The sequence below is a fragment of the Luteibacter sp. CQ10 genome, assembly GCF_040900725.1.
Classification (GTDB): domain Bacteria; phylum Pseudomonadota; class Gammaproteobacteria; order Xanthomonadales; family Rhodanobacteraceae; genus Luteibacter.
The window spans coordinates 13,518-37,447 of the sequence record NZ_JAEUYM010000003.1 but is presented as its reverse complement, the minus strand read 5'-3'; the positions used below and the strand labels follow the sequence as shown (position 1 = coordinate 37,447).

Here is a 23,930-nt window from a genome sequence, read left to right as displayed (position 1 = left end):
CGAAGCGATCGCCGCGCAGGTATCGCGGACACGGCCCGCTTCCGCTCCTCCGATAGGCGAGGTGCCGAGAAATCCATTGGCCTGAAACGAGAAACCCTCCGGTAGCCACGCTACCGGAGGGCGGGGAGCCGATCGTATCGGCGATGCTTACTGCGTGGCTTTCACGCTGACGCCCGAGTACGACGAGTAACCGCGCACCTGCACGTAGTACGTGCCGGCGGTCGTGACGTTGATGGTGCACGTCTCGTTGTTGCCGGTGAGGTACGGACGGCAGTCGTAGGCCGTCGTGGTCGGGGCGGAGCCCTTGCGCACGTAGAGGTCGGCATCGCCGGTGCCGCCGCTCATCGTCACGGTGAGCGTCTTGTTCGCCGCGGCCGAGAGGGTGAAGTTCTGCACGCTGCCGCTCGCGCCGGACAACCCGGTCTTGTTCAACAGCACCGTGCCGCCACCACCGCCCGAGCAGCTCACGCCGACCGTGCTGAACGCGGAGACGACATCCGCCGAGCTGAAGCCGAGGTCGGTGGCCGCCGTGGCGACGCCGCACGAGCCGCTGTTGAACGTGGAGTTGGCCTGCCAGTAAAGCGCATTGGCGCGGGCGAACGCCTGGAACGCCTTCTGCGTGTTCCAGCCCGATTTGTGCGCCAGCAGGTAGAACGCCCGGTTATACACGCCCGAGGAATAATGCACGTCCAGGCCGTTGTAGTACTGGCTCGCGTTGTCGATCGACGCGCCGTCCTGCGAGGGCGTCTGCATGTAGCGCAGCGCGCCGTTGCCCTTGAAGATTTCCGGGCCGACGAGGAAGTCGTTGCTGCCCCGGTCGTAATACTCGGCCGCTTCACCGGCGATGTCCGAATAGGCCTCGTTCATGCCGCCCGACTGGCCGCTGTAGGTGAGGTTCGAGTGCTGCTCGGTGTAGCCGTGGCTGATTTCGTGCGAGGTCACGTCCAGCGCCACCAGCGGGTAGAAGGTGGTCGCGCCGTCGCCGAAGGTCATCGAGGTGCCGTCCCAGAAGGCGTTCTCGTAGTTGTTGCCGTAGTGCACCTTCATGAGCAGCACCTGGTTCAGCGGCGCCGCGCCCGTGTAGGCCACGTACATGTCGTGCACCACGCCACCGAAGTGGTGGGCGTCGTTGATGGGGCCATAGGCGCCGTTGACCGCGTCGCCGCTGGAGTTGCCCACGGGGGCGCTACTGTTCGGGCACGAGAACGTCCACAGCGTGCCGCTGCCCGACGTGGCGTGGTTCATGTTGTAGGTACGCACGTAGGTGTTCTGCATCGTGCAGCTGCTGCCCGACTTGGTGACGTCCAGGTATGGCAGGCTGTTCGCGCCCCAGGTGTACTGCCCGACCTTCTGGTTACCGCCCGGGCCGGTCGCGCTCGCGTAGGCGAGGCCGTCCCACTGGTCGACGATTTCGCCGGTGTTGGCATCGATGATCGCCGTCGGCCGGGTCGGATGATCGCCGCCGGAGAAGAACGAGGTCAGGTACACCAGGCGTGCCGGCGCGCCGTCCTGCGGGTAGACGTAGAGTTCCGCCTTGGCGTTTTCCGGCTTCACCAGGCCCTTCACGAATGAACTCGACTGCTTGGTGAGCAAGGCCAGCGCCTGGTCCTGTCCGAAGCGCGGCGTGACCGAGGCGATGTCCACCTGCAGGTCGGCCGAGACCACGCCGTTGGCGACGAGGGCATTGCCCTGCGCATCCTGTTCCACGGCGACGGTGTGACCGAAGACGGGCACGCCCTTGAAGGTCTGCTGCATGCGCACCGTGGTGGTGCCACGGACCGTGGGGGCCGACGCCGTCGCGACGAAGCCGTTATCGGCCGACAGGCCGAGCCGCGCGCTCAGCTGCGACACCGGCGCACTGCCCAGGCTCTGCGAACGCAGCGCCTGCTGGGTGGCGGCCGAGGCGACCGAGGTGGCCGCGATGGCCAGGGATGCGACGAGGAGTTTCAAGCGAAGATGACTTGCCATGACGTTCTCTCCCGGGAACGAGCCGCACGACGCCATTGCAGTCGTGACGACCACATTCCTTATCGTTATGAAGTCGCGCCGGAGCGCGATGCCCGTAGTGTTCGATCGACCCGCGGCCTCCCCGCCGCGAGTCATGGCGAACCTAGCGCAAGTCTTCGCGACGCACTACCTAGGGATTTCCCTAGATCGCCGAAAAAGGCGATGCTACGCACGAAAATCGGGGGATCGACTTGCCGAAAGGGGGCGTAACTTCATGACCGACGCTGCGGTCCACGACATCGACGCGAGCATCGACCTGCACGCTCCGCGCGTGCGGGCATCGTTCCGGCTCACCTCCGAACGGCACCTGCTCGACGGCCTTCGGGACGAACTGGCCATCGACGGCGCATTGAGCTGGCAGAAGGGCGATCCCGACGCCTCCCGCGGCCAGCAACGGCGCATGCACGGCTGGAGCCTGACGTTGCCGGACGCCCCGAGCTATTCGGCCGATACGGCGCTTTCCGAATTGCTCCTGGCATTGGCGCCGAAGCGCGAGGAGATCGTCCACGCCATCCGCTCGATGGAGCTGGATGCGCGCGTGTGCATCGAGGTGAGCATGACGGCGGGGCACCCGCCAGTGTTGCACTGCACGCCGGCGACGATCGGAGCGATCGCTTCGTATGGGGCGGCGGTGAGCGTGGTTTTCGAATAAGCGCGTTCGCCTGCCTGAGCGTCTAGGCGCTGGATTCCTTCGTGCGCAGGAACGACGTGAGGTTGCTTTCGACGCAACCGGCCATCTCGTAGCCCTGGGTTGCCGCGTACGCAGGAACCCACGGCGATGAGACAGGGGATCGCGTCAGAGCATCCCCGTCTCGAGCTTCGCCGCGTCCGACATCATCGAATGGTTCCACGGCGGATCGAACACGAGGTCGACGTCGGCTTCCATGACCGTCGGAATCATCTCCAGCTTGGTGCGCACGTCGTCGACGAGGATGTCGCCCATCCCGCAGCCCGGGGCGGTCAGCGTCATCTTGACGTAGGCCTTGCGGCCCCCTTCCTCACCGGATTCCAGGCTCACGTCGTAGACCAGGCCCAGCTCCACCACGTTGATGGGAATCTCCGGATCGAAGCAGGTGCGCAGCTGCTGCCAGACCAGCTTCTCCACGTCGTCGTCCGACGCGTTTTCCGGCAACTCGATGGGCCGGGGCGGCTCCTTGCCCAGCGCGTCGGCATCGTTGCCGGCGATGCGGAACAGGTTGCCCTCCACATACACCGTGAAGCTGCCGCCGAGGGCCTGGGTGATGTAGCCGATCTGCCCGGCCGGGAGCGTCACCGTCTCGCCCTGCGGCACCATGACCGCCTGGCAGTCGCGCTCGAGGGTGAAGGGTTCGCTGCTGAGGCTGAAGCCGCTCATGGATATCCTGTGGATGGCCGCCCGCGGCCGCAAAGTCGTCGATTATGCGCCCGCGGCCGCGCGCGGTTAAGTATTTTCCCAAGGTCGGGGCACCAGGGCCACGCCTCAAGGGCGCCAGGGTCTATGATGGGTGCTTTGCGTCGTTGCCTGCCCCATTCATGCCCGAGCGCCTTCGCCGTCTCCTGAACCTCCTGTTCGGCCTCCTGTCTTCCGCGATGTTCGGTCTCGCGGCGGGCGCCTTCTGGGTGTTGCCCACCCTGTTCACCGGCCGCTCGATACCCGCCCTGGCCCTTCCGATCGGCTGGCTGCTGGGCATCACGGTGCGCCGCTGGCTTCGCTACGACGGCTGGACCGGTGCCGCACTGGCCGCCCTGGCGACGCTGGTGGCGGCGATCTACGCCGCCTGCCTGACGGTGGGCGCCATGCTGTCGGGCGCGATGAGCATCGGCTTCGCCCAGGCGCTGGTCGACGCCGGCACCGACATGCTGCTGGAACTGGCCCGCCTGGCCCAGGGACCCAGCGACATCGCCCTCTACATCGCGGGCGCGCTGCTCGCCGCGATGACGGCGCTGCCCGTCGGCCGCGGGCTTCATCGTTCATAAATGCCGAAAACCACACCATCCCCGCAAGAAATCCCGTCAACCGGGACCCGTCGATCGCGTTTAGCGGAGTGAACCGAAGGTCGTATGGAGCACGAGGATGGCAAGAACGACGAAGCGGAGGATGCCGTGAGCGGCTCGCTCGCGCTCGACACCGCCTCGCTGGACGATGCGCGGGACGTTCCGGCGAACATGGACGCCTTTCTGGCGGCCATCGAGCGGCGCGCCTGGCGCATGGCCGAAATCCACCTGGGCAACCGTGAGGACGCGCTCGACGCCGTGCAGGACGCCATGCTGCGCTTGGTGCGGCACTACGGCGGCAAGCCGGCAGCCGAGTGGACGCCGCTGTTCTGGGGCATCCTGCGTCGCCGCATCGTCGACCTGCAGCGCCGCCGCAAGGTGCGCTCGATCGTGGTGGGCTGGATCGGCGGCGGTCGCGACGACGACGGTGACGAACTGCCCAGCTGGGATCCCGCCGACGACGCGCCCGACCCCTCGGCCCGCCTGCAGGATTCGCAGGCCTACGGCGATATCGTCGAGGCGCTTCGCCGGCTGCCGAGGCGGCAGCGCGAGGCCTTCACCCTTCGCATGATGGAAGGCCTCGACGTCGCCGAGACCGCCGCCGCGATGGGCTGTTCCGACGGTAGCGTGAAAACCCACCTTTCGCGCGCGATGCATGCGCTGCGCGACCAACTGGAGGCATGGCGATGAGCCAGAACGATCGACACATCGAGCGTCGCGCACGGGAGCTCTACGTGCGCGCCAGCCGCGACGTGGATCCGGTCACCGCCGGCCGCCTGCGCGCCGCACGGCGTACCGCGCTGGCATCCCCGCGCGACTCCCTCGTGCGCCGCCTGGCGATTCCCGCCGGTGCCTTCGCGATGATCGCCCTGGCCACGCTCATGGTCTGGCAGCCTGGCGGCTCCCCGTCCACGCCGACCGCCTTCGGCGAGCACGTGGTGGACACCGAACCCAACGACCTCCCGCCGGATGCCGACAGCGCCGACCCGGCGCTCTACCAGGACCTCCAGTTCTACAGCTGGCTGGCCTACAACGACACGAAGCCCTCTTCCCGGGAATGATCCGCATGCGCCGCCACCGTGCCGTCTTCGCCCTGATGCTCGCCCTCGCGATGCCGCTGGCCGCGACCGCGCAGGATCATCGCGCGCCGCCTCCACCCGCCGGCGAGGAGGGCCCCCTGCCCCCGCCGCGTCCGTGGAAGCAGCTCACGCCCGACGAGCAGGACATCCTCGCCCCCCTGGCATCCGACTGGGACACCTTTCCCGCCGCCCGCCAGTCGCGCATGCTGGAAAAAGCCCAGCGCTGGCGTGGCCTGCCTCCCGAGCGCCGGGCACAGATCCGCGAACGTATCGAGCGCTGGCAGCACATGACGCCCGAGGAGCGCGCGCAGGCGCGTGCCAACCGGCAGAAATTCCAGGACCTCAGCCCCGAACAGCGCGACAAGCTGCATGACGCCTTCGAGCGCTTCCGCAACCTGCCTCCCGAGCAGCGCCGGGCGCTGATGGACAAGTGGCGCGACCAGACGCCCGAGCAGCACCGCCAGTGGGTCGACAACCTGGGGCCGAACGACGCCGTCCCTCCCCCGCCGCCGCCGGGGCATTGACACCGGGAGTAAGATGGGCGGATGAGCCCATCCCCCCTCGACATCCTCAATAATCGCCGCTCGGTGCCTTCGCGCCAGCTCGGCGAACCCGGTCCCGACGACGCCACGTTGCGCCGCCTCATCGAGGCGGCCATCCGCGTGCCCGACCACGGCAAGCTCGAACCGTTCCGTATCCGCGTCTTGCGCGGCGACGCCAAGCGCGAGTTCGGCCGCAAGCTGGCGAAGCTCGCGGTGGAGGCCAACCCCGACCTGTCCGATGCCAAGCGCGACAAAGAGCGCAATCGCTACGAACACGCGCCGCTGGTGCTGGTCGTCTCGGCGAAGATCGACGGCGACAGCAAGGTCCCCGAGATCGAGCAGACCGTCACCGCCGGCTGCGTGGCGTACAACCTGTTGCTCGGCGCCCAGGCGCTCGGCTTCGGCGCGCAGTGGCTCACCGGCTGGGCCGCCTACGATCGCCAGGTGGCGAAGCTGCTCGACATGAAGAAGAGCGAGCATATCGTCGGCTTCCTGCACGTGGGCACGCCCACCATGGAAGCGCCCGAACGCGAACGGCCGTCGTACGACGACATCGTGAGCGTATGGGCGCCGTGAGCGGGGCCGACACCGTCCACCTCGTGGACGGCAGCCTTTACGTGTTTCGCGCGTGGCATTCGATGCCCGACGAATTCCATGACCACGACGGGCATCCGGTCAACGCGGTGCACGGGTTTACCCGGTTTCTCTGCGAGCTGCTCGAGCGCAGCCGCGCCGAGCACATCGCGGTGGCCTTCGACGCCTCGCTCACCACGTCCTTCCGCAACGCGATCTACCCTGCGTACAAGGCCAACCGTGACCTGCCGCCGCCCCAGCTGGAGCGGCAGTTCGCGCTATGCCGCGAGATATCCGCGGCACTGGGCCTCACCGTACTCAACGACCACCGCTACGAGGCCGACGACCTGATCGGCAGCGCCTTGTGGGGACTGCGCAGTCATGGCTTCCGCGGCGTGATCGTGTCGGCCGACAAGGATTTCGGCCAGCTCATCGGCGAACACGACGAGCAGTGGGATTTCGCGAAGAACCTGCGCTGGGGGCCGTCCGGCGTGTTCGAACGCATGGGCGTGCACCCGCACCAGGTGGCCGATTACCTCGCCCTGTGCGGCGACGCGGTCGACAACATCCCCGGCGTGCCGGGGATCGGCGCGAAAACCGCCGCCGCCCTGCTCGCCCATTTCGGCAGCCTCGACGCCATCCTCGAGCGCATCGATGAGGTGGCCTTCCTGCGCATCCGCGGCGCGGCCTCCTGCGCGGCGAAGCTGCGCGAACACGCCGACCAGGCGTTGCTGTGCCGGCGCCTCACGCGCATCGCGCTGGATATCGCCGTGGCGGAAACGGCCGATGCGTTGAGCCGTCGGCAGGGCCATGCCTCCACGGTGGACGATCTGTGCGAGCGCATCCGCTTCGGGCCGATGACGCGGTCGCGACTTCGGGCACTGCTGTAATCCCGTTCGCCGATACGATCGGCTCCCACCCCTTCGGTAGGAAGGCTGCTACCGGAGGGGTGGGAATCCAGGTGGCGCCACGGCAGGGTAGGCGTCCGTCACATCGCCGAGCTACCCTCGGAGGATACTTTCGCGCCTCGACAAGGAATCCCGCCATGCCCCACGCCTCCACCATCCCCGACGACGTCCACCTCGACGAACAGACCCTGCACCGGGGCAAGTGGCTCACCCTGAAGCAGCGCGGGCGCTGGGAATACGTGGAACGCAACACCACCGGCGGCGCGGTGATCATCCTGGCGGTCACGCCGGACGACAAGGTGCTTTTCGTCGAGCAGTACCGCGTCTCGATCCTGAAGAACACCATCGAGATGCCCGCCGGGCTCGTCGGCGACCTCGCCGATGCGGCGGACGAGGACGTGCTGGTGGCGGCCCGCCGCGAACTGGAGGAGGAGACGGGCTACGCCTGCGACGACATCCGGTTCGTTCACGAAGGCCCGTCGTCGGCCGGCATGAGCACCGAGATGATCGCGTTCGCCCGTGCGACGGGACTGCGCAGGGTGGGCGCCGGCGGTGGCGACGAGACCGAAAACATCATCGTGCACGAGGTACCTCGCGCCGAGGCCGGTCGCTGGCTGTTCGACCGCGCCGCGGAGGGGTTTTCGATCGATCCGAAGCTGTTCGCGGGGCTGTGGTTCATCGAGCATCCGGAGGCGCACGAGCGCTGAAGGGAACCCGCCCCTTCGCCCTGGGCTCCTGCGAAAGCAGGAGCCCAGCGCCCCGGTCCACAGGGCATCCGGCACGTCGAACCGGCTTTTCGCCCCTGTCAATTCTTGCCCCGGCACCCCCTGCCGGTTAGCCTTTCCGATGGCCTAACCAGGCACCGCCGCATGTCCGTCCGCTTCGCCCATCTCCACCTGCACAGCGAATACTCGCTGGTCGACTCCACCATCCGCATCAAGCAATTGATCGCGGCGTGTTCGCGTGCCGGCATGCCGGCGGTGGCGCTCACCGACGACAGCAACCTGTTCGGCCTGGTGAAGTTCTACAAGCAATGCACGGCGGCGGGCATCAAGCCCATCGGCGGCTGCGACATCTGGGTATCGAGCCCCGACGATCCGCGCCCCTGGCGGCTCACCCTGATCTGCCAGAACCGCGACGGTTACCTCAACCTCTCCCGGCTGGTGTCGCGCGCGTGGCGCGAAGGCCAGGGCAGCGGGCGGCCGCTGGTGGACGCCACCTGGATGACGCCGGACACCGTGCACGGCCTGATCGCCATCGCCGGTCGCGAAAGCGAAGTGGCCCGCGTGGCGCTGGGTGCCGGCGTGGTCGCCGCGGGCGCCCGGCTGGCCACGCTGCGCCGCCTGTTCCCCGAACGCCTCTACCTCGAACTGACGCGCACGAACCGCGAAAACGAGGAACACTGGATCCGCGCCGCGCTGGCGCTGGCCGGCGAGTACGAACTGCCCGTCATCGCCAGCAACGACGTGCGCTTCCTCGAGCGCGAGGGTTTCGAATCGCACGAAGCGCGCACCTGCATCAACCAGGGCCGCGTGCTCGCCGATCCCAAGCGTCCGCGCGACTTCAGCGAGGAACAGTTCTTCAAGTCGGCCGAGGACATGGCCGAGCTGTTCGCCGACATCCCCGAGGCGCTGGAAAACACCGTCGAACTGGCCCGGCGCTGCAACCTCGAACTCACCTTCGGCACGTATTACCTGCCGAACTTCCCCGTGCCCGAAGGCCATACCCTCGACACCTTCATCCGCGAGCAGGCGCAGAACGGCCTGGAAGAACGCCTCGCCACCAACCCGCTCGCACCGGGCAAAACCCGCGAGGAATACCAGGCGCGCCTCGACCGCGAGGTCGACGTCATCATCCGCATGGGCTTCCCCGGCTACTTCCTGATCGTGGCCGACTTCATCAACTGGGGTAAGCAGAACGGTATCCCGGTGGGCCCGGGACGCGGTTCGGGCGCGGGCTCGCTGGTGGCGTGGGTGCTCAAGATCACCGACCTCGACCCGCTGAAGTTCGACCTGCTTTTCGAGCGATTCCTCAATCCCGAACGCGTGTCGATGCCCGACTTCGACATCGACTTCTGCATGGATCGCCGCGACGAGGTGATCGACTACGTGTCGCGCAAATACGGGCGCGACCACGTCAGCCAGATCATCACCTACGGTTCGATGGCCGCGAAAGCGGTGCTGCGCGACTCCGGCCGCGTGCTCGGCATGGGTTACGGCCAGGTCGACCGCCTCGCCAAGCTCATCCCCGCGCGCCCGCTCGACCTCACGCTCTCATGCGCGCTGGGCCGTTCGGAAAAGGCGAAGAAGGAACCCGAGCGCGTCGTCCGCGAATTCTGCGACATCTACGAAAACGAGGAAGAATCGCGCACGCTGATCGACCTCGCGCTCAGCCTCGAAGGCCTCACCCGCAACGCCGGCAAGCACGCCGGCGGCGTGGTGATCGCGCCCACGCCGCTCACCGACTTCGCCCCGCTCTACTGCGAACCCAGCGGCGAAGGCGTGGTCACGCAATACGACAAGGACGACGTCGAAGCCGTGGGCCTGGTGAAGTTCGACTTCCTCGGCCTGCGCACGCTCACGATCATCGACTGGGCGGTGAAGGCGATCAACAAGCGCCGCGCCGTCGAAGGCGTGGAGCCGCTGAACATCGACACGTTGCCGCTGGACGATCCGAAGGTCTACGACCTGCTCAAGAAGGCGCAGACCGTCGCCGTCTTCCAGCTCGAATCGCGCGGCATGCAGGGCATGCTCAAGGACGCCCAGGCCGACCGCTTCGAGGACATCATCGCGCTGGTGGCGTTGTATCGCCCCGGCCCCATGGACCTCATCCCCAGCTTCTGCGCGCGAAAGCACGGCAAGGAAGCGGTGGAATACCCCGATCCGCGCGTCGAGCCCATCCTGAAAGAGACCTACGGCATCATGGTCTACCAGGAGCAGGTGATGCAGATGGCGCAGATCGTGGGTGGCTACACCCTCGGCGGCGCCGATCTGCTTCGCCGCGCCATGGGCAAGAAAAAAGCCGAGGAGATGGTGAAGCACCGCGCGACCTTCCGCGAAGGTGCCGCGAAGGACGGCATCGACGGCGACAAGGCCGATGCCATCTTCGACCTCATGGAGAAGTTCGCCGGCTACGGCTTCAACAAGTCGCACGCCGCCGCCTATGCGCTGGTCTCCTACCAGACCGCCTGGCTCAAGGCGCATTACCCCGCCGAGTTCATGGCCGCGACCATCTCCTCGGACATGGACAACACCGAGAAGGTGGTCACCTTCCTCGACGAGACGCGCGCCATCGGCATCAAGGTGCTGCCGCCCGACGTCAACGCCTCCGAATGGATGTTCGAGGCCGTGGAACCGCGCGTGGTGCGTTACGGCCTGGGCGCCATCAAGGGCGTGGGCCAGGGCATCTGCGAGGAAATCGCGGCCGAGCGCAAGGCCCGCGGCCCGTTCCGCGGGCTGGTCGATTTCTGCCAGCGCATCGGCTCCAACAAGCTCAACAAGCGCGTGATGGAAGCCCTGGTGCAGTCCGGCGCACTCGATGCGCTGGGCGAAAACCGCGCCACGCTGCTGATGCACATTCCCGAAGCGATGCGCGCCGCCGACCAGGAAGCCAAGAACCGCGCTTCCGGCCAGGTGGACATCTTCGGCAACGCCTTCGGCGCGGCCGAGGCGCCGAGCATCATCGAGCTGTCGGGCTCGGTGCCCGAGTGGCCGCTCGAACAGTTGCTGCAGGGTGAGCACGATACGCTCGGCCATTACCTGTCGGGCCATCCCACCGATCCGTGGCAGGCCGAGCTCGCACAGCTGTCGAGTTGCCCCATCGGCGAGATTCCCCAGCGTTACCAGCCGCCGAAGCCGCGTCGCAACGACGACGAGGAAGGCAGCCGCTTCCGCCGCGGCCCCGAAACGCCCTGGACCGTCGCCGGCATGGTGGTGGGCATGCGCAAGCGCGGCGACAGCGACGCCTTCGTGCAGATCGAGGACGCCACGGGCCTGCTCGAGACCAGCTTCTTCCGCGAGGTGTTCACCGAGGCCGCGCCGCTGCTCACCCGCGGCAACATGATCGTGATCGAAGGCGGCCTGCGCATCGACGACTTCGCCGGCGGCTACCAATTGCGCGCGCGCAAGGCGTATTCGCTGTCCGACGCGATGGAGCACTTCACCCGCCTGCTCACGCTGCGCCTCAATGGCGTGGGCCCCGATTTTCCGCAACACCTCAAGCAGGCGCTGATGGGTTATCGCGGCGGCCGCACCACGTTGATGCTGTCCGGCTACCGCAACACCGTGGCCCAGGCCAGCATGGAACTGGGCGACGCCTGGCGCGTACGCGCCCTGCCCGATCTCGTGCGCACGCTTCGCACCCTGCCGGGCGTGCTCGGCACCGAACTGCGCCTCGTACGCCCGGCGGACTGAGACGGGCTCAGCCGTCGTCCCGCGACAGCTCGACGGGCAACCGGCTGGTCGCGCTGCGCACGAGAACCACATCGTCCACGATCACCGGAACCGAGCCTGCCCCGGCCCGGATGGCGACGCCGATGCGGCTGGCCCGGGTACCGGCAGGTACCCGCAATGTCGCCACGAGTTCATCGCCAGGGCCATCGACGGTGGTCGTCTGCGCTTCCTCGACCACGTCGTGTTCGGGCCATCCGTCGGGAAGACGCAGCTGGATGGCCACCCGGGCCTGCCCGCCGGTCGAAGCGACATGGGCGTGCACGACGAAGTACGAGTCGTGCGGGCGGTCCGGGGTCAGCGGTATCCATTGATACACGTGATCGCTCGGCCGCCAGAGCGTGAGGCGCAGGTCCTGCGCGGGCCGTTCGAGATACGTGGCGACACCTCGTGAGGCGTATATCCAGGGTTGCAGGTGCGCGCGCACGGAATGCACGCCGCCGAAAAAACCGGCGAAGCTGGAGGTGCCGTGGTAATAGCCGTCGCCGTCGCCGCCGCTGAAATCGCCGTTGGGAAGATCGACCCGGCATGTGCGGTAGAGATCGACCTTCGCGCAGGAAGGCAGCTCGTGCAGCAAGGAATGACCCGCTATCGATCCGGACGCGGGGGACACCGGCGCGAACGCGGCCAGGCAGGCGACGATGGCCGTGCCGATCGTTTTTCCGTTCATGGTTCTTCGCCCTCGCGTCACCATGCCGGAACCAGTTCGGGCAGTGCATCTCCCACGGGCGTGCGCACGACGAAGACGTCGTCGACTACCACCTCGCTGCTGTCCCCCAACGCGGCGATCGCAAAACCGATGCGTTCGGCCGTCGAATCGGCCGGCACCGTGAGGGAAGTCACCAGTTCGCGGCGCGGCACGCCCAGAGACCGGGACTGGCTTTCCGCGGTGGCCTGGATGCCGTCTTCGCCGTATTCGGGCACCGCCACGTGAATGGCCGCCTTGGCCATGCCGCCGGTCGACCCGATGTGGGCGTGGATAGTGAACACCGTGTCCGCGTCACGGCCCGGGGTCAGCTTCATCCACTGGAACACGCGATCGCGTGGGGACTTGAGGAGCAATTGCGTCGACAACGCCGGCTTGTCCAGGTGCGCGCCGTCGACTTCCGTAAGGTAGGTCCATGGCTTGAGGTGGGCACCCATCGGGTGGGTCCGGGGCACCAGTTGCCCCCAGCTGAAAGTGCCATGGTAGAAGTCGTCGCCCGCAGGGCCGCTGAAGTCGCCGTTGGGCAGGTCGAGGCGGCAGCGCTCGCGCAAGGAGACATCGGCGCAATCGGGGAGCGCGTCCAGCGCCGCATGACCGGGTACCGAGGTGGCGAGGGCCGCGGGCGCGTGGGCGAGGCCGAGGCAAACGGCCAGGATGGCCGCGGCGTGCAGTTTCATATCCATGAGGTGTCCTCGTTCGATCCATGACAAGGGCGGCACCACTGCCGCCGACCCGCATTCAAGCAGATTCGCGAAAGCACAAGGGCGCCGCCTACACATGCCGAGGCAACCGCCTACACCTTGCCAATTCAAATACTTACGAGAGTGAGCCGATCCGTACGCCCGCGCACACCCACGACGGGGCTCCCCCGGTATAATGAACGGTCTTGTCCGGATGCTCCGTATTCATGAATCCCAACTTCCTCGATTTCGAACAACCCATTGCCGAACTGGAAGCGAAGATCGAAGAACTCCGCCATGCCAGCAGCGGGCAGGCGTTCAACATCGACGAGGAAGTGGGCCGCCTCCGTGAAAAGCTCAAGCTGAAGACCGCCGAGATCTTCCGCAACCTCACGCCGTGGCAGATCAGCCAGCTCTCGCGCCACCCGGCGCGCCCGTACACGCTCGACTACATCCAGGGCATGTGCGAGGAGTTCCACGAGCTCAAGGGCGATCGCATGTTCGCCGACGACCAGGCCATCGTGGGTGGCCTCGCCCGCATCAACGGCCGTTCGATCATGATCGTGGGCCACCAGAAGGGCCGTGATACCAAGTCGAAGGTCAAGCGCAACTTCGGCATGCCGCGTCCCGAGGGGTATCGCAAGGCGCTGCGCCTGTTCAAGACGGCCGAGCGCTTCGGCATTCCCGTATTCACCTTCATCGATACCGCCGGCGCCTGGCCGGGCATCAACGCCGAGGAGCGCGGCCAGTCCGAGGCCATCGCGCGCAACCTGCTCGAAATGGCCGAGCTGCGCGTACCGGTGATCTGCACCGTCACCGGCGAAGGCGGCTCGGGCGGCGCCCTGGCCATCGGCGTGGGCGATCGCACGCTCATGCTGCAGTACTCCACCTATTCGGTCATCACGCCCGAGGGCTGCGCGTCCATCCTGTGGAAGAGCGCCGACAAGGCGAAGGACGCCGCCGAGGTCATGGGCCTCACGGCCACGCGCCTGCTCGAGAACGGCCTCATCGACAAGATCGTCCGCGAGCCGCTGGGCGGCGCCCACCGCAACCCGCAGTCGATGGCCGTACGCCTGAAGGCCGTGCTGCTCAACCAGCTCGACGCGCTGGAGACCCAGCCCATCGACACCCTGCTCGAAAACCGCTACCACCGCCTGCGCGGATACGGGGCGTTCACCGAGTAACCACCCATGAGGTCGGCCACGGATTGACGCTCCATCGCGTCGACCATGCTCGGGTACCATCGACGCATTCCCAAGGGTGGAGTGCGCCATGGCCAACGACGTCACCGACAAGCTCGCCGTGCTGATCGATGCCGATAACGCGCGACCGGCCATCGTGGATGGACTGCTCGCCGAGGTGGCCAAGTACGGCACGGCGCACGTCAAGCGCATCTACGGCGACTGGACGGCTCCCAACCTCAACGGCTGGAAGAGTGCGCTGCTCGATCATTCCATCCAGCCGATGCAGCAGTTCGCCTATACCTCGGGCAAGAACGCCACCGACTCGGCGATGATCATCGATGCCATGGACCTGCTCTATTCGGAGCGGTTCGACGGCTTCTGCATCGTCTCCAGCGACAGCGACTTCACCCGGCTCGCATCACGCATCCGCGAAGCGGGGCTCATGGTTTATGGCTTCGGCGAAACGAAGACGCCGAAAGCCTTCGTGTCTGCCTGCGACAAGTTCATCTACACCGAGGTGCTCGTGGGCACCGAGGCCGACGAGGACGAGGTCGCACCCGCCCCCCGTTCGGCCAACGAATTGCGCGGCGACACGCGTCTGGTCAACCTCCTGCGCAACGCCATCCGGGCCGCGTCGGACGAGCATGGCTGGGCAGCACTGGGCGGCGTGGGCAGCATCCTCAGCAAGCGCTCCCCGGATTTCGATTCACGCAACTACGGTTATCCCAAGCTCAGCGGCCTCATCCAGGGCATTGGTCTGTTCGATATCGAAGAACGCCAGTTCGGCAACGCGAAACACATGTACGTGAGCCTGCGCGGCAAGGGCAAATGAGCCGCACGTTGTCCGAACACCTCCTCGCCGCCTTCGACGGCGAGACCGACGCCCCTCTCGTGGTGGCGTACAGCGGCGGCCCGGATTCCACCGCCCTGCTCCATGCCCTCGCCACGCTGCCGCGCCGCCCGTCGCTGCGTGCCGTACACGTGGATCACGGCCTCCATGCCGAAAGCGGTTTGTGGGCGATGCATTGCCGCCGCTTCTGCGAATCGCTCGACGTGCCGCTCGAGGTGGTGCGCGTCAGTGTCGACCTCAGTCGCGGCGAAGGCATGGAGGCTGCCGCGCGCCGTGCCCGGCGGGCCGCGTTCGTGGCCCAGCTCAGGCCGGGCGAACGCCTGGTGCTGGCCCACCACCGCGACGACCAGGTGGAGACCGTCCTGCTCAAGCTGCTGCGCGGTGCCGGGCCGGAAGGCCTCGGCGGCATGCGCGAACGGCGCCCCCTGGGGGCAGGCGAGCAATGGCGCCCGCTGCTCGATCTGCCGCGCGAGGCGCTGGCCGCGCATGTGGCGCGGCACGCGCTCGATACCGTGCACGACCCCTCCAACGACGATCCGCGCGTGGCGCGGGCGTTCCTGCGCGCCAGCGTGATGCCCGCACTGGCCGAACTCTGGCCGCAGGCGTCGCGAAGCATCGTGCACAGCGCACGGCTGTGCCGCGAGGCCGCGGATACGCTGCGCGAGGCCTGGACGCCCGCGCTCGCCGAGCTGAAAGCACGCGACGGCAGCCTCGACGCCACCGGCTGGCTGTCGCTTCCCGAGGCGCTGCGCTGGCCGGTGCTCGACCAATGGCTGCACGATGCCGGCCTGCAGGCACCCACCGGCGCCCAGCGCGATGCGCTTGAGAGGCAGGTGCGTGAAGCCGGCGCCGACCGGCTTCCGCAAATGGGCTGGCTCGATACCGAGGTGCGCCTGTGGCGAGGGCGGCTCTGGGCTCTGGCCCGGCTGTCGCCGTTCGCGGGGGACGGTGACATCCGCTGGCACGGCGAGCCGATCGACTTGCCGGGGGGAGGAACCCTGTCGCTGGGGGAAGCCCGCCTGGGCCATCCGCTCGTGGTGCGCTATCGCCGGGGTGGCGAGACGCTTCGACCCGCGGGCGACCGCCATACGCGCGAACTGCGCGACCTGTTCCAGCGGGGCGGCGTGCCGCCGTGGGAGCGACCGCGCGTGCCCATCGTGACTGGCGAAGACGGCCGGATCCTGGCCGTCGGCGATCGGTGGCTGAGCGAGGAGGCCGTGGGGATGTTCGAGGCGGTCGGGGGGTGGCTTCGTTGGACGCGCTAGGCCTCTCACCGAGCTAGCCAGCGTGTCGCGAATCCTTCGCCGATGCGATCGGCTCCCACCCCTTCGGTAGGCGGATTCCCGCCACTTCGCCACCGAAGGGGCGGGAGCTGTCGCCAGGCCGATTCCCGCAGCCTTGCTACCGAAGGGGTGGGAGCCGATCGTATCGGCGAACCCTACGGAGCGATCAATATTCGGGCTTCTCGCCCTTCTCCGGAACGAACGTCGGCGTGCCCTTCACCCCCGAATAGGTGATCACCAGCACCGCCGGCTCATCACCGGTGACGCCGCGGTGCACCTGCCCCACCTCCTCCGCGAACGCCTCGCCCGCATGGAACGCCTGCTTCTTCCCCGACGCCTTGTCTTCCACGGTAATCGAGCCGGAGAGCACGTAGGCCGCGTTCGGATTCGGATGGGTATGCCAGGGCAACGCCGTGTGCGCGGGGATGGTCATCTTCAGCATGGTCAGCTCGGGACGGCCGCCCGAATACGACGTATAGGGAACGCCGTTCCAGGACGACTCGGCCTTGACCAGGGTGTCGGCTTTCGCCGAGGAGGTCTGCTGGGCGTGGGCGGAGGCGGCGACGAGAGCCAGCGTCAGCGACGCCAGGGCGGTCTTCGGATTCATCGGCATTCGGTCCGGTGGCAAGTCATGCGCAAGCATAGTCACCCCGGCCGTGGCGGCGGCATGACGGCGCTCGCACATCCGCACGATATTCCTTTCGCATTCAAACATATGGGTCTCTCCCGGCTGTCCGGGAGATTGATCGAAAGCGCCATGTGAGCTAGTTTGCGCGCATGCCGAAGTCCTCCGACACCCCCGTACCCGCGTCGTCCATCGCCGAGTTCGAGCACTCGCTCGACGAGCTCGAACAACTGGTCACGCGCATGGAGGGTGGGGAACTCAGCCTCGACGAGTCGCTGAAGTCGTTCGAGCGCGGCATCGGCCTCTATCGCCACTGCCAGACGGCATTGGAGCAGGCCGAGTTGCGCGTGCGCCTGCTGCTCGACCCCGAATCCCCCGATAGCGCAGCCCCCTTTGATTCCTCCCCCACCGACTGACCTGCCGGCCCATCTCAAGGCGCTGGCCGGCCGTGCCGATGACGCGCTCGCGCGCGCGCTGCCCGGCGAAAACGATCCCCCCGTCGAACTGCACCGTGCCATGCGCTACGCCGTGCTCGGCGGCGGTAAGCGCATACGCCCCTTGCTGGTCTACGCGGCGGGCCACGCCCTGGGCATCGACGATGCACGCCTGGATGCGCCGGCCTGCGCCGTGGAGATCATCCACGCCTATTCGCTCGTCCACGACGACCTGCCCGCGATGGACGACGACGCCCTGCGGCGCGGGCGCCCCACCTGCCACATCGTGTTCGGCGAGGCCATGGCCATCCTGGCGGGCGACGCCCTGCAAGCGCTGGCCTTCGAAATCCTGGCGCACGACGAAGCGGGTATCGATGCCCATGCGCGCATCGCGATGCTGCGTGCGCTGGGCGCCGCCTGCGGCGCGGAGGGCATGGCCGGCGGCCAGGCCTTCGACCTTTCCGCGGTGGGCAAGCGCCTGACGCTGGCCGAACTGGAGCGGATGCACGCCTACAAGACCGGCGCGCTGATCCGCGCCTCGGTCAAGCTGGGTGCGCTGGCGGCGGGGTGCCGGGACGACGATCTCCTGAGCCGGCTCGACCGCTACGGCCATGCCGTGGGGCTGGCCTTCCAGGTACGCGACGACATCCTCGACATCGAGGGCGAGTCGTCGGTGATCGGCAAGACGGCGGGCAAGGACGCCGCGGCGGACAAACCGACCTTTCCCTCGATCATCGGACTGGAGCCGTCACGGGCGCGCCTGGATGCGCTCGTGGCCGACGCGCTCGATGCCATCGCGCCGTGGGGCGAGCGGGGGGAATGGCTAGCCGAATTGGCCCGCTATTCGGCGACGCGCGGGCACTAGGGATCGCCGATGAATCGGCTCCTGCCGAGCGGATGGCGCCATCCTGCTCGGCCTCGCCTGGTAGGAGCCGCCGAAGCCGTGAAGCGGTGACTCAGCTCACCAGCCGAAGCGCGAACGGATACCGGTAGCTCCCGTCCGAACTCACCTTCACCGCCGCGACGATGCAGAAGATGAGGTTGGCCAGCCAAAGCAGCGGCGTGAGGAACGCGCCGATGAGGATGAAGGTGAGGATCCAGCAGATCACGTAACCGATGAGCACGGTGAGCTGGAAGTTGAGGGCCTCCTTGGCTTCGGTGACCAGGTAGGCCTTGTCCGCACGGTCTTTATGGATGAGCCAGACGATCAGCGGCACGATCACGCTGAAGATGATGCCCGACAGGTGCGTGAGCATGGCCAGGTTCTTGTCGTCGGTGTTCGAGGCGGGAGGAACCGGCTCGTAAGGCGGCGGCGAGGGCGGCGGCGGAGGCGGGAACGAATCGGACGGCGTACTCATCTGGGCACTGCTCCGTGGGCGATGTCGGGCCTACTGTCCGATTCGCCCACGGCGCCTGTCAATCCGCCGAAGGTCACTCCCCGGCGATGGTCATCTTCTCGACGAGCCAGGAACCGGTCAGCACGTGGGACCGGTGGTCGACGTCGCTGCCCACGGCCACCAGGTTGGCGTACATGTCGCGCAGGTTCGCCGCGATGGTGATCTCTTCCACCGGGTAGGCGATACGGCCGTTTTCGACCCAGAAGCCCGAGGCGCCACGCGAGTAGTCGCCGGTGACGATGGATACGCCCTGCCCCATCACCTCGGTGACCAGCAGCCCGGTGCCGAGCTTGCCCAGCATGTCGGCGAAGTCGCCGCCGTTGGCCTTCACGTAGAGATTGTGGATGCCGCCCGCGTTGCCGGTGCTGGTGAGGCCCAGCTTGCGTGCCGAATAACTGCCCAGCACGTAGCGCTCGAGCACGCCATCGACCACCAGCGGCGATTCGACGGTGGCGACGCCCTCCGCGTCGAACACGGATGAACCCATGCCACGCGGCACCAGCGGCTTTTCGTCGATGCGGAACCAGGAGGGCAGGATCTGCTTGCCCGCGTGGTCGACCAGGAAGCTCGAACGCCGATACAGCGACCCGCCGCTCACCGCGCCGAGCAGGTGGCCGAGCAGCGAACGGGACACGTCGGGCGAGAACAGCACCGGCGCCTGGCGCGTGCCGAGGCGGCGGGCACCGAGGCGTGACAGCGTGCGCTCGGCCGCCTTGCGGCCCAGTTCGCCGGCGTCCATGAATTCGCGGGCATCGCGCACCGTGTCGTACCAGTAGTCGCGCTGCATGCCCTCGTCGTCGCCGGCGATCAGCGCCACCGACAGCGAGTGGCGGGTGCCGCGCTCGCGACCGACGAAGCCGTGCGAGTTGGCATACACCGAGAGGCTCTGGCCGGCGTTCACGCTGGCGCCGTCGGAGTTGGTGATGCCCGCCATGGCGCGGCCGGCGTCCTCGATGTCGCGGCCCAGCGCGATGGCTCGATCCACGTCGAGATCCCACGGATGCCACAGGTCGAGGTCGGGGAAGACGGTGGCCATGCGATCGGCGTCGGCGAGGCCGGCGGCCGGGTCTTCCTCGGTGAACCGGGCGATCGCGCATGCCTGGTCGATGGTGGCCTGGATGGAGTCGGGGTTGAGGTCGGCCGTGCTGGCCGAGCCCTTGCGCTGACCGACATAGACCGTGAGCGAGAAGCCGCGGTCGCGGGTGTGCTCGACGGTCTCCACCTCGCCCAGGCGCACGTTGACGTTCAGGCCCACGTCGATGCTGGCCGAGACTTCCGCCTGGCTGGCACCGGCCGCCCTGGCGCGGCGGATGGTGTCCTCGGCCAGTTCGGCGAGGCGGTCGAGGTCCTGGTGGCTGCTATCGAGGGTGGAAACGTGGCTCACGTGGGCTTCCCGGGGGCTCAGGGTTACAATATCGGGTCACAAGGCGACCTGCCCCATTCAGATGGGGGCGCGCCGCCCGATCAAAAGCAATGCACCGCCCATGGTGCCATGGAATCCATATGAGCATCCGTGTCGGCTACTACCGCCACTACAAAGGCATGCCTTACCGCGTGCTGGGCATCGCCCACGATGGCGATACCCTCGAAGAACTGGTGGCCTACAAGCCGCTTTATGGCGGACACGGGCTGTCCGTGCGGCCGCTGAGCAAGTTCACCGACATGGTCGAGCGCGACGGCCGGCTGCAGCCTCGCTTCGCTTTCGAGCGCGAGGCCGAAGACGTCCTCACGCCCTTCATGGAGCAGATATCGTGAAGCCGTTCGACCAAGCCCCCCGCGACGACGACGAAGAAGACTTCGGCCCGAGCCGCAGCGAGTTGCGCCGCAACGCGCTGGACATGCTGAAGCTGGCCAACCAGCTCGTCGAGTTGCCGCCGACGCGCATCCCCAAGCTCGGCCTGCCCGAAGACATCGTCGACGAGATCGGCCGCACACGAAAGGTCACCTCGCATATCGCGCGCAAGCGGCAGATGGCGTATCTCGCCAAGCAGATGCGTCGGCACGGCGACGAGGCGTTCGTGAACGCGCGTGCCGCCCTGGGCGAAGATCGCGATCGCCAGCGCCAGGAAGCCGCGCACATGCATCGCCTGGAGGCGGCGCGCGAGAAGTTGCTGGAAGGAGGCGACGTGGCGCTGGGCGAGCTGTTCGACAAGCATCCGGACCTGGATCGCCAGCATCTTCGCTCGCTCGTGCGCCAGGCCCGCGCGGAGCGCGAGGCGAACAAGCCGTTGCACGCGTTCCGGGAGATCTACCGGATCCTCAAGGAACTCGAAGCGGGCGAGTGACCGCACCGCGAGGCGCTGGGTTCTTGCATGGCCGGAACGACGAGCGACGAAATCCATCGTTGCCGAACGATCGCTTCACGTCGTTCCTGCGCACGCAGGAACCCCGCGCCTCGAGCATGGTTTTCGCGATCGCGGCCGTACGGCTTTTGTATCGGACCGTATCCGGAAGCCGGTAGATACAAAACGTTTCATACCCGCAAAAAACCGACACATCGCCACCCAACGCGGTTCCTAGACTGTGCCTCCACACAGTCCCGAACCCCGATGGAGAACGACCATGTCATCCGCCTACGCCCCGCCCTCTTCCCGCGCATCCATCGCCCGGCACGCCCTCGCCATCGCACTCGGCTTCGCCCTGCTGGGCCCGGCGGTCCATGCCCAGGCGGCCGACGCGGTGGCCGTCGCCGCCACGACCACCAAGGTCGACGAAAGCATCCGGCCCTTCCACGTGCACGTACCGCAGGAACAGCTCGACGACCTGCGCCGCCGCATCGCCGATACCCGCTGGCCCGACAAGGAGACCGTCAACGACGAATCCCAGGGCATCCAGCTCGCCCGCGTGCAGGAACTGGTGAAGTACTGGGGCAACGGATACGACTGGCGCAAGGCCGAGGCCCGGCTCAACGCCCTGCCCCAATTCGTGACGACCATCGACGGCGTGGACATCCAGTTCATCCACGTGCGCTCGCGCCATCCGCATGCCCTGCCCGTGCTCCTGACGCACGGCTGGCCCGGCTCGACGTTCGAGTTTCTCAAGACCATCGGCCCGCTCACCGACCCGACCGCGTACGGCGGTCGCGCGGAAGATGCCTTCGACGTGATCATCCCCTCCATTCCCGGTTACGGTTTCTCCGGCAAGCCCACCGACCTGGGCTGGGGTCCGGAGCGGACCGCCAGGGCCTGGGACGTGCTGATGAAGCGGCTGGGCTACACGCACTACGTATCGCAAGGCGGTGACCACGGCTCGGTCATTTCCGACGCGCTCGCGCGACAGGCGCCGAAGGGCCTGCTCGCCATCCATCTCAACATGCCGGCGACCGTTCCCGGCGACCTCGTCAAACCGATCAACGCCGGCGATCCGGCCCCGGCCGGCCTGAAACCCGACGAACGCGCCGCCTACCAGTCGCTGAGCACGTTCTTCGGCCGCAACGCCGCTTATGGCGCCCTGATGGTCACCCGCCCGCAGACCATCGGTTACTCGCTGTCGGATTCGCCGGCGGGACTCGCCGCATGGATGTACGAGAAGTTCGCCCAGTGGAGCGATAGCGACGGCGTGCCGGAACGCGTTCTGTCGCGCGACGAGATGCTCGACGACATCACACTGTACTGGCTGACCAATACCGGCGCGTCATCGTCGCGGTTCTACTGGGAAAACAACAACAATAACTTCAGCGCCGTGGCGCAGAAGACGCGCGACATCAAGGTTCCCGTCGCGATCAGCGTCTTTCCGAAGGAAATCTACCGCGCGCCGAAGAGCTGGAGCGAGCAGGCTTACCCCAGCCTGTATTACTACCACCAGGTGGCCAAGGGCGGGCATTTCGCCGCGTGGGAGCAACCGCAGGCCTTTGCCGAGGAATTGCGTGCGGCGTTCAGGTCGGTGCGCTGAGCCGGTGACGTCGCCGCCTCGCGCGGCGACGTCATGTCGCGCCCTGCGACTCCAGGATGCGCCGGGCGTGCATGCCGGGGGAATGGTTTCCCCCATAGCAGGCCTCGACCAGCTTCCAGACGTCGTCCTCTTTCTGGACGCCACGCGATTTCAGTTCATTGCGAAGTCGCAGCCATCGCTTGGCAACGGGCATCGAACGCCACTGGTCGGACAGGTATTGATCGTTGCTCCACCACACGCCGTAGAGGCTCATCAGCAGGTCGGCGATGGATTCGAACTTGTGCCTGTTCTGGAAGTCGCCGGCTCGCTTGGACACGAAGACCTCCAGCGCCCTCATTCCTCCCTCCGGGACGCCTAGACGCCGGCGCAGTTCGCTGGCCGGAAGCACCCTTCCGCCACGCGCCTTGTTGATGGCGCTCATGTGGTCGGTGTAGCTCACCAGGGAATGATCGATGACCTTTTTCTTCAACGTGTCGATGTGGGGCTGACGCAGGCCATACTGATCGGATGCCGCATGCACGTCCACGTTGATCGAGCGTAGGCCATCGCCTCCGAAGCGCTCGGGCGTCGCCGCGGTGGCGAACTCCACGTAATCCTCGGCGGGAATCGCATACTGCCGGATGATCGCCTGCCCCCCGGTGGCGTTGTACTTCTCGAGCCATTTGAGGGCTCGCAACGGCTGGCCGATGCTGACGAAGAAAATGCCGACGTAGTCCATCTTTTCGCCGTCGCGTCCCTCGTAGATCTGCACCTTGCCATCCTGGCCCTGTTGAACGTCCTTGAACTTGGCCGCGGCGCCGGCTTTCTCGTTCCAATTCGAGTCCGGATTTTCCCTGAAGACCGTGGTGTAGCACTGCACCACCTGCCTGCCGTCGAGCACCTCCCAGTCCATCGCGCCGTGATTGATCAGGATGGGGGTCGCACCGGGCTGCCTTTCCGTGGGCGGTTTGAACACCGGAGTGAGGTAGGTGATCCGGCTGCTGCCCGACGCCGACCCGCTGAAGGATCGTTGCACGGCGCTATCGAACGCTTTGGAGAGCGTATTCGACATCGTGTCGTAATCCGTCGCGATGGTCTGTGAAATGCGTGCCTGCGTGGCCCATGGCGCGACCACCTTGTCGATGAAGTCGTGCAGTTGAAGGAAGCTCTGGATAGCGTCTTTGCTCGATCCGATCTCGGGGGCTGGCATGGCGTTCGATCCGACGACGTCGTCTATTTCGGGTGGATCATCCTGCCCTCGCCCCGAGGTCCGCTTCTTTTACAAAACAGGCCTTCTTATGCGGTTATGTGACGGGGGTCGCACCAAACGAAAAAGGGCGGTGGATCGCTCCACCGCCCTTCTTCGTTTT

25 protein-coding genes are annotated in these 23,930 nt (G+C 67.0%); 17 read left to right on the top strand and 8 right to left on the bottom strand.

Translation table 11 applies throughout. The features are described 5' to 3' along the window. Positions 1–147: 147 nt before the first annotated feature. Positions 148–1,968, bottom strand: a complete 1,821-nt coding sequence (locus JNG39_RS13105) for a M4 family metallopeptidase (protein WP_368311983.1) — start codon at positions 1,966–1,968, stop codon at positions 148–150. Between the two features lie 253 nt (positions 1,969–2,221). Here JNG39_RS13105 and JNG39_RS13100 point away from each other — a divergent pair, with 253 nt between their 5' ends. Further along, the gene (locus tag JNG39_RS13100) at positions 2,222–2,659 is read left to right on the top strand and encodes a DUF4279 domain-containing protein (RefSeq protein ID WP_368311981.1); all 438 of its coding nucleotides are present in this window, start codon (positions 2,222–2,224) and stop codon (positions 2,657–2,659) included. A gap of 144 nt (positions 2,660–2,803) precedes the next feature. Here JNG39_RS13100 and sufT read toward each other — a convergent pair whose 3' ends face one another. Beyond that, complete coding sequence (gene sufT, locus JNG39_RS13095) at positions 2,804–3,361, bottom strand: putative Fe-S cluster assembly protein SufT (RefSeq protein WP_247369155.1); 558 nt, start codon at positions 3,359–3,361, stop codon at positions 2,804–2,806. A 158-nt stretch (positions 3,362–3,519) separates the two neighbouring features. Between sufT and JNG39_RS13090 the strand changes: the two genes are divergently transcribed. The 8 genes from JNG39_RS13090 (at position 3,520) to dnaE (ending at position 11,495) form a co-directional block, all read left to right on the top strand. Further along, positions 3,520–3,963, top strand: a complete 444-nt coding sequence (locus JNG39_RS13090) for a hypothetical protein (RefSeq protein WP_368311979.1) — start codon at positions 3,520–3,522, stop codon at positions 3,961–3,963. Positions 3,964–4,047: 84 nt separating this feature from the next. Further along, entirely contained in the window at positions 4,048–4,671 is a 624-nt protein-coding gene (locus JNG39_RS13085) for an RNA polymerase sigma factor (RefSeq protein WP_368311977.1), read from the top strand. Beyond that, positions 4,668–5,042, top strand: a complete 375-nt coding sequence (locus tag JNG39_RS13080) for a hypothetical protein (RefSeq protein ID WP_368311976.1) — start codon at positions 4,668–4,670, stop codon at positions 5,040–5,042. Before JNG39_RS13085 ends, JNG39_RS13080 begins: the two co-directional genes overlap by 4 nt. 5 nt (positions 5,043–5,047) lie before the next feature. Further along, positions 5,048–5,584 carry a DUF3106 domain-containing protein gene (locus tag JNG39_RS13075; RefSeq protein ID WP_368311974.1) on the top strand — a complete coding sequence of 179 codons (537 nt, stop codon included), beginning with the start codon at positions 5,048–5,050 and terminating at the stop codon, positions 5,582–5,584. 21 nt (positions 5,585–5,605) lie between these two features. After that, on the top strand, positions 5,606–6,178 hold the full coding sequence (locus JNG39_RS13070) for a nitroreductase (protein WP_368311972.1): 573 nt from the start codon (positions 5,606–5,608) through the stop codon (positions 6,176–6,178). Beyond that, on the top strand, positions 6,175–7,065 hold the full coding sequence (locus tag JNG39_RS13065; protein ID WP_368311969.1) for a 5'-3' exonuclease H3TH domain-containing protein: 891 nt from the start codon (positions 6,175–6,177) through the stop codon (positions 7,063–7,065). Before JNG39_RS13070 ends, JNG39_RS13065 begins: the two co-directional genes overlap by 4 nt. A 155-nt stretch (positions 7,066–7,220) precedes the next feature. Further along, a complete protein-coding gene (locus JNG39_RS13060) occupies positions 7,221–7,790 on the top strand; it encodes an NUDIX hydrolase (protein ID WP_368311967.1) in 570 nt (189 codons plus the stop codon). Positions 7,791–7,952: 162 nt separating this feature from the next. After that, on the top strand, positions 7,953–11,495 hold the full coding sequence (dnaE, locus tag JNG39_RS13055; protein ID WP_368311966.1) for a DNA polymerase III subunit alpha: 3,543 nt from the start codon (positions 7,953–7,955) through the stop codon (positions 11,493–11,495). A 7-nt stretch (positions 11,496–11,502) separates the two neighbouring features. Here dnaE and JNG39_RS13050 read toward each other — a convergent pair whose 3' ends face one another. Both JNG39_RS13050 and JNG39_RS13045 read right to left on the bottom strand, forming a co-directional pair. Beyond that, the gene (locus tag JNG39_RS13050; RefSeq protein ID WP_368311964.1) at positions 11,503–12,201 is read right to left on the bottom strand and encodes a hypothetical protein; all 699 of its coding nucleotides are present in this window, start codon (positions 12,199–12,201) and stop codon (positions 11,503–11,505) included. A gap of 17 nt (positions 12,202–12,218) precedes the next feature. Further along, positions 12,219–12,920 (bottom strand): hypothetical protein, encoded by a 702-nt coding sequence (locus JNG39_RS13045; protein ID WP_368311962.1) that lies wholly within the window; start codon positions 12,918–12,920, stop codon positions 12,219–12,221. Positions 12,921–13,144: 224 nt separating this feature from the next. Between JNG39_RS13045 and JNG39_RS13040 the strand changes: the two genes are divergently transcribed. The 3 genes from JNG39_RS13040 (at position 13,145) to tilS (ending at position 16,216) form a co-directional block, all read left to right on the top strand. Next, the gene (locus JNG39_RS13040) at positions 13,145–14,101 is read left to right on the top strand and encodes an acetyl-CoA carboxylase carboxyltransferase subunit alpha (RefSeq protein ID WP_368311961.1); all 957 of its coding nucleotides are present in this window, start codon (positions 13,145–13,147) and stop codon (positions 14,099–14,101) included. 88 nt (positions 14,102–14,189) lie between these two features. After that, positions 14,190–14,933, top strand: coding sequence for an NYN domain-containing protein (locus JNG39_RS13035; RefSeq protein WP_144909524.1), 744 nt, complete (start codon positions 14,190–14,192; stop codon positions 14,931–14,933). Next, positions 14,930–16,216, top strand: a complete 1,287-nt coding sequence (gene tilS / locus JNG39_RS13030) for a tRNA lysidine(34) synthetase TilS (RefSeq protein WP_368311959.1) — start codon at positions 14,930–14,932, stop codon at positions 16,214–16,216. The genes JNG39_RS13035 and tilS overlap by 4 nt, the downstream gene beginning before the upstream one ends. Before the next feature lie 184 nt (positions 16,217–16,400). Here the strand turns inward: tilS and JNG39_RS13025 are convergent, their stop codons facing one another. Beyond that, positions 16,401–16,841, bottom strand: coding sequence for a cupin domain-containing protein (locus JNG39_RS13025; protein ID WP_368311957.1), 441 nt, complete (start codon positions 16,839–16,841; stop codon positions 16,401–16,403). 170 nt (positions 16,842–17,011) lie between these two features. Between JNG39_RS13025 and JNG39_RS13020 the strand changes: the two genes are divergently transcribed. Both JNG39_RS13020 and JNG39_RS13015 read left to right on the top strand, forming a co-directional pair. Then, positions 17,012–17,275, top strand: a complete 264-nt coding sequence (locus JNG39_RS13020; RefSeq protein WP_368311955.1) for an exodeoxyribonuclease VII small subunit — start codon at positions 17,012–17,014, stop codon at positions 17,273–17,275. Further along, positions 17,253–18,158, top strand: a complete 906-nt coding sequence (locus tag JNG39_RS13015) for a polyprenyl synthetase family protein (protein WP_368311953.1) — start codon at positions 17,253–17,255, stop codon at positions 18,156–18,158. The genes JNG39_RS13020 and JNG39_RS13015 overlap by 23 nt, the downstream gene beginning before the upstream one ends. A gap of 91 nt (positions 18,159–18,249) precedes the next feature. Here JNG39_RS13015 and JNG39_RS13010 read toward each other — a convergent pair whose 3' ends face one another. Next, positions 18,250–18,651, bottom strand: coding sequence for a DUF4870 domain-containing protein (locus tag JNG39_RS13010; RefSeq protein ID WP_368311952.1), 402 nt, complete (start codon positions 18,649–18,651; stop codon positions 18,250–18,252). A 73-nt stretch (positions 18,652–18,724) separates the two neighbouring features. Beyond that, the gene (pmbA, locus tag JNG39_RS13005) at positions 18,725–20,074 is read right to left on the bottom strand and encodes a metalloprotease PmbA (RefSeq protein ID WP_368311950.1); all 1,350 of its coding nucleotides are present in this window, start codon (positions 20,072–20,074) and stop codon (positions 18,725–18,727) included. Positions 20,075–20,193: 119 nt separating this feature from the next. On the opposite strand from pmbA, the gene JNG39_RS13000 reads away from it, so the two are divergent. The 3 genes from JNG39_RS13000 (at position 20,194) to JNG39_RS12990 (ending at position 22,581) form a co-directional block, all read left to right on the top strand. Then, on the top strand, positions 20,194–20,445 hold the full coding sequence (locus JNG39_RS13000; protein ID WP_144909512.1) for a DUF1653 domain-containing protein: 252 nt from the start codon (positions 20,194–20,196) through the stop codon (positions 20,443–20,445). Further along, positions 20,442–20,975 (top strand): ribosome biogenesis factor YjgA, encoded by a 534-nt coding sequence (yjgA, locus tag JNG39_RS12995; RefSeq protein WP_247369244.1) that lies wholly within the window; start codon positions 20,442–20,444, stop codon positions 20,973–20,975. Before JNG39_RS13000 ends, yjgA begins: the two co-directional genes overlap by 4 nt. 277 nt (positions 20,976–21,252) lie before the next feature. Then, positions 21,253–22,581, top strand: a complete 1,329-nt coding sequence (locus JNG39_RS12990) for an epoxide hydrolase family protein (protein WP_368311948.1) — start codon at positions 21,253–21,255, stop codon at positions 22,579–22,581. A 31-nt stretch (positions 22,582–22,612) separates the two neighbouring features. Here the strand turns inward: JNG39_RS12990 and JNG39_RS12985 are convergent, their stop codons facing one another. Then, the gene (locus tag JNG39_RS12985; RefSeq protein WP_368311947.1) at positions 22,613–23,770 is read right to left on the bottom strand and encodes a hypothetical protein; all 1,158 of its coding nucleotides are present in this window, start codon (positions 23,768–23,770) and stop codon (positions 22,613–22,615) included. Positions 23,771–23,930: the final 160 nt, after the last annotated feature.

What these genes read in the sequence shown, in the direction of transcription:
- sufT (WP_247369155.1), bottom strand. Translation starts at nt 3,361, where the DNA reads ATGAGCGGCTTCAGCCTCAGCAGCGAACCCTTCACCCTCGAGCGCGAC.
- JNG39_RS13025 (WP_368311957.1), bottom strand. Translation starts at nt 16,841, where the DNA reads ATGAATCCGAAGACCGCCCTGGCGTCGCTGACGCTGGCTCTCGTCGCC.
- JNG39_RS13000 (WP_144909512.1), top strand. Translation starts at nt 20,194, where the DNA reads ATGAGCATCCGTGTCGGCTACTACCGCCACTACAAAGGCATGCCTTAC.
- JNG39_RS13050 (WP_368311964.1), bottom strand. Translation starts at nt 12,201, where the DNA reads ATGAACGGAAAAACGATCGGCACGGCCATCGTCGCCTGCCTGGCCGCG.
- JNG39_RS13035 (WP_144909524.1), top strand. Translation starts at nt 14,190, where the DNA reads ATGGCCAACGACGTCACCGACAAGCTCGCCGTGCTGATCGATGCCGAT.
- JNG39_RS13070 (WP_368311972.1), top strand. Translation starts at nt 5,606, where the DNA reads ATGAGCCCATCCCCCCTCGACATCCTCAATAATCGCCGCTCGGTGCCT.
- JNG39_RS13100 (WP_368311981.1), top strand. Translation starts at nt 2,222, where the DNA reads ATGACCGACGCTGCGGTCCACGACATCGACGCGAGCATCGACCTGCAC.
- JNG39_RS12990 (WP_368311948.1), top strand. Translation starts at nt 21,253, where the DNA reads ATGTCATCCGCCTACGCCCCGCCCTCTTCCCGCGCATCCATCGCCCGG.
- JNG39_RS13060 (WP_368311967.1), top strand. Translation starts at nt 7,221, where the DNA reads ATGCCCCACGCCTCCACCATCCCCGACGACGTCCACCTCGACGAACAG.
- JNG39_RS13010 (WP_368311952.1), bottom strand. Translation starts at nt 18,651, where the DNA reads ATGAGTACGCCGTCCGATTCGTTCCCGCCTCCGCCGCCGCCCTCGCCG.
- JNG39_RS13105 (WP_368311983.1), bottom strand. Translation starts at nt 1,968, where the DNA reads ATGGCAAGTCATCTTCGCTTGAAACTCCTCGTCGCATCCCTGGCCATC.
- tilS (WP_368311959.1), top strand. Translation starts at nt 14,930, where the DNA reads ATGAGCCGCACGTTGTCCGAACACCTCCTCGCCGCCTTCGACGGCGAG.
- JNG39_RS13090 (WP_368311979.1), top strand. Translation starts at nt 3,520, where the DNA reads ATGCCCGAGCGCCTTCGCCGTCTCCTGAACCTCCTGTTCGGCCTCCTG.
- JNG39_RS13080 (WP_368311976.1), top strand. Translation starts at nt 4,668, where the DNA reads ATGAGCCAGAACGATCGACACATCGAGCGTCGCGCACGGGAGCTCTAC.
- dnaE (WP_368311966.1), top strand. Translation starts at nt 7,953, where the DNA reads ATGTCCGTCCGCTTCGCCCATCTCCACCTGCACAGCGAATACTCGCTG.
- JNG39_RS13020 (WP_368311955.1), top strand. Translation starts at nt 17,012, where the DNA reads ATGCCGAAGTCCTCCGACACCCCCGTACCCGCGTCGTCCATCGCCGAG.
- JNG39_RS13075 (WP_368311974.1), top strand. Translation starts at nt 5,048, where the DNA reads ATGCGCCGCCACCGTGCCGTCTTCGCCCTGATGCTCGCCCTCGCGATG.
- JNG39_RS12985 (WP_368311947.1), bottom strand. Translation starts at nt 23,770, where the DNA reads ATGCCAGCCCCCGAGATCGGATCGAGCAAAGACGCTATCCAGAGCTTC.
- JNG39_RS13045 (WP_368311962.1), bottom strand. Translation starts at nt 12,920, where the DNA reads ATGGATATGAAACTGCACGCCGCGGCCATCCTGGCCGTTTGCCTCGGC.
- JNG39_RS13085 (WP_368311977.1), top strand. Translation starts at nt 4,048, where the DNA reads ATGGAGCACGAGGATGGCAAGAACGACGAAGCGGAGGATGCCGTGAGC.
- JNG39_RS13040 (WP_368311961.1), top strand. Translation starts at nt 13,145, where the DNA reads ATGAATCCCAACTTCCTCGATTTCGAACAACCCATTGCCGAACTGGAA.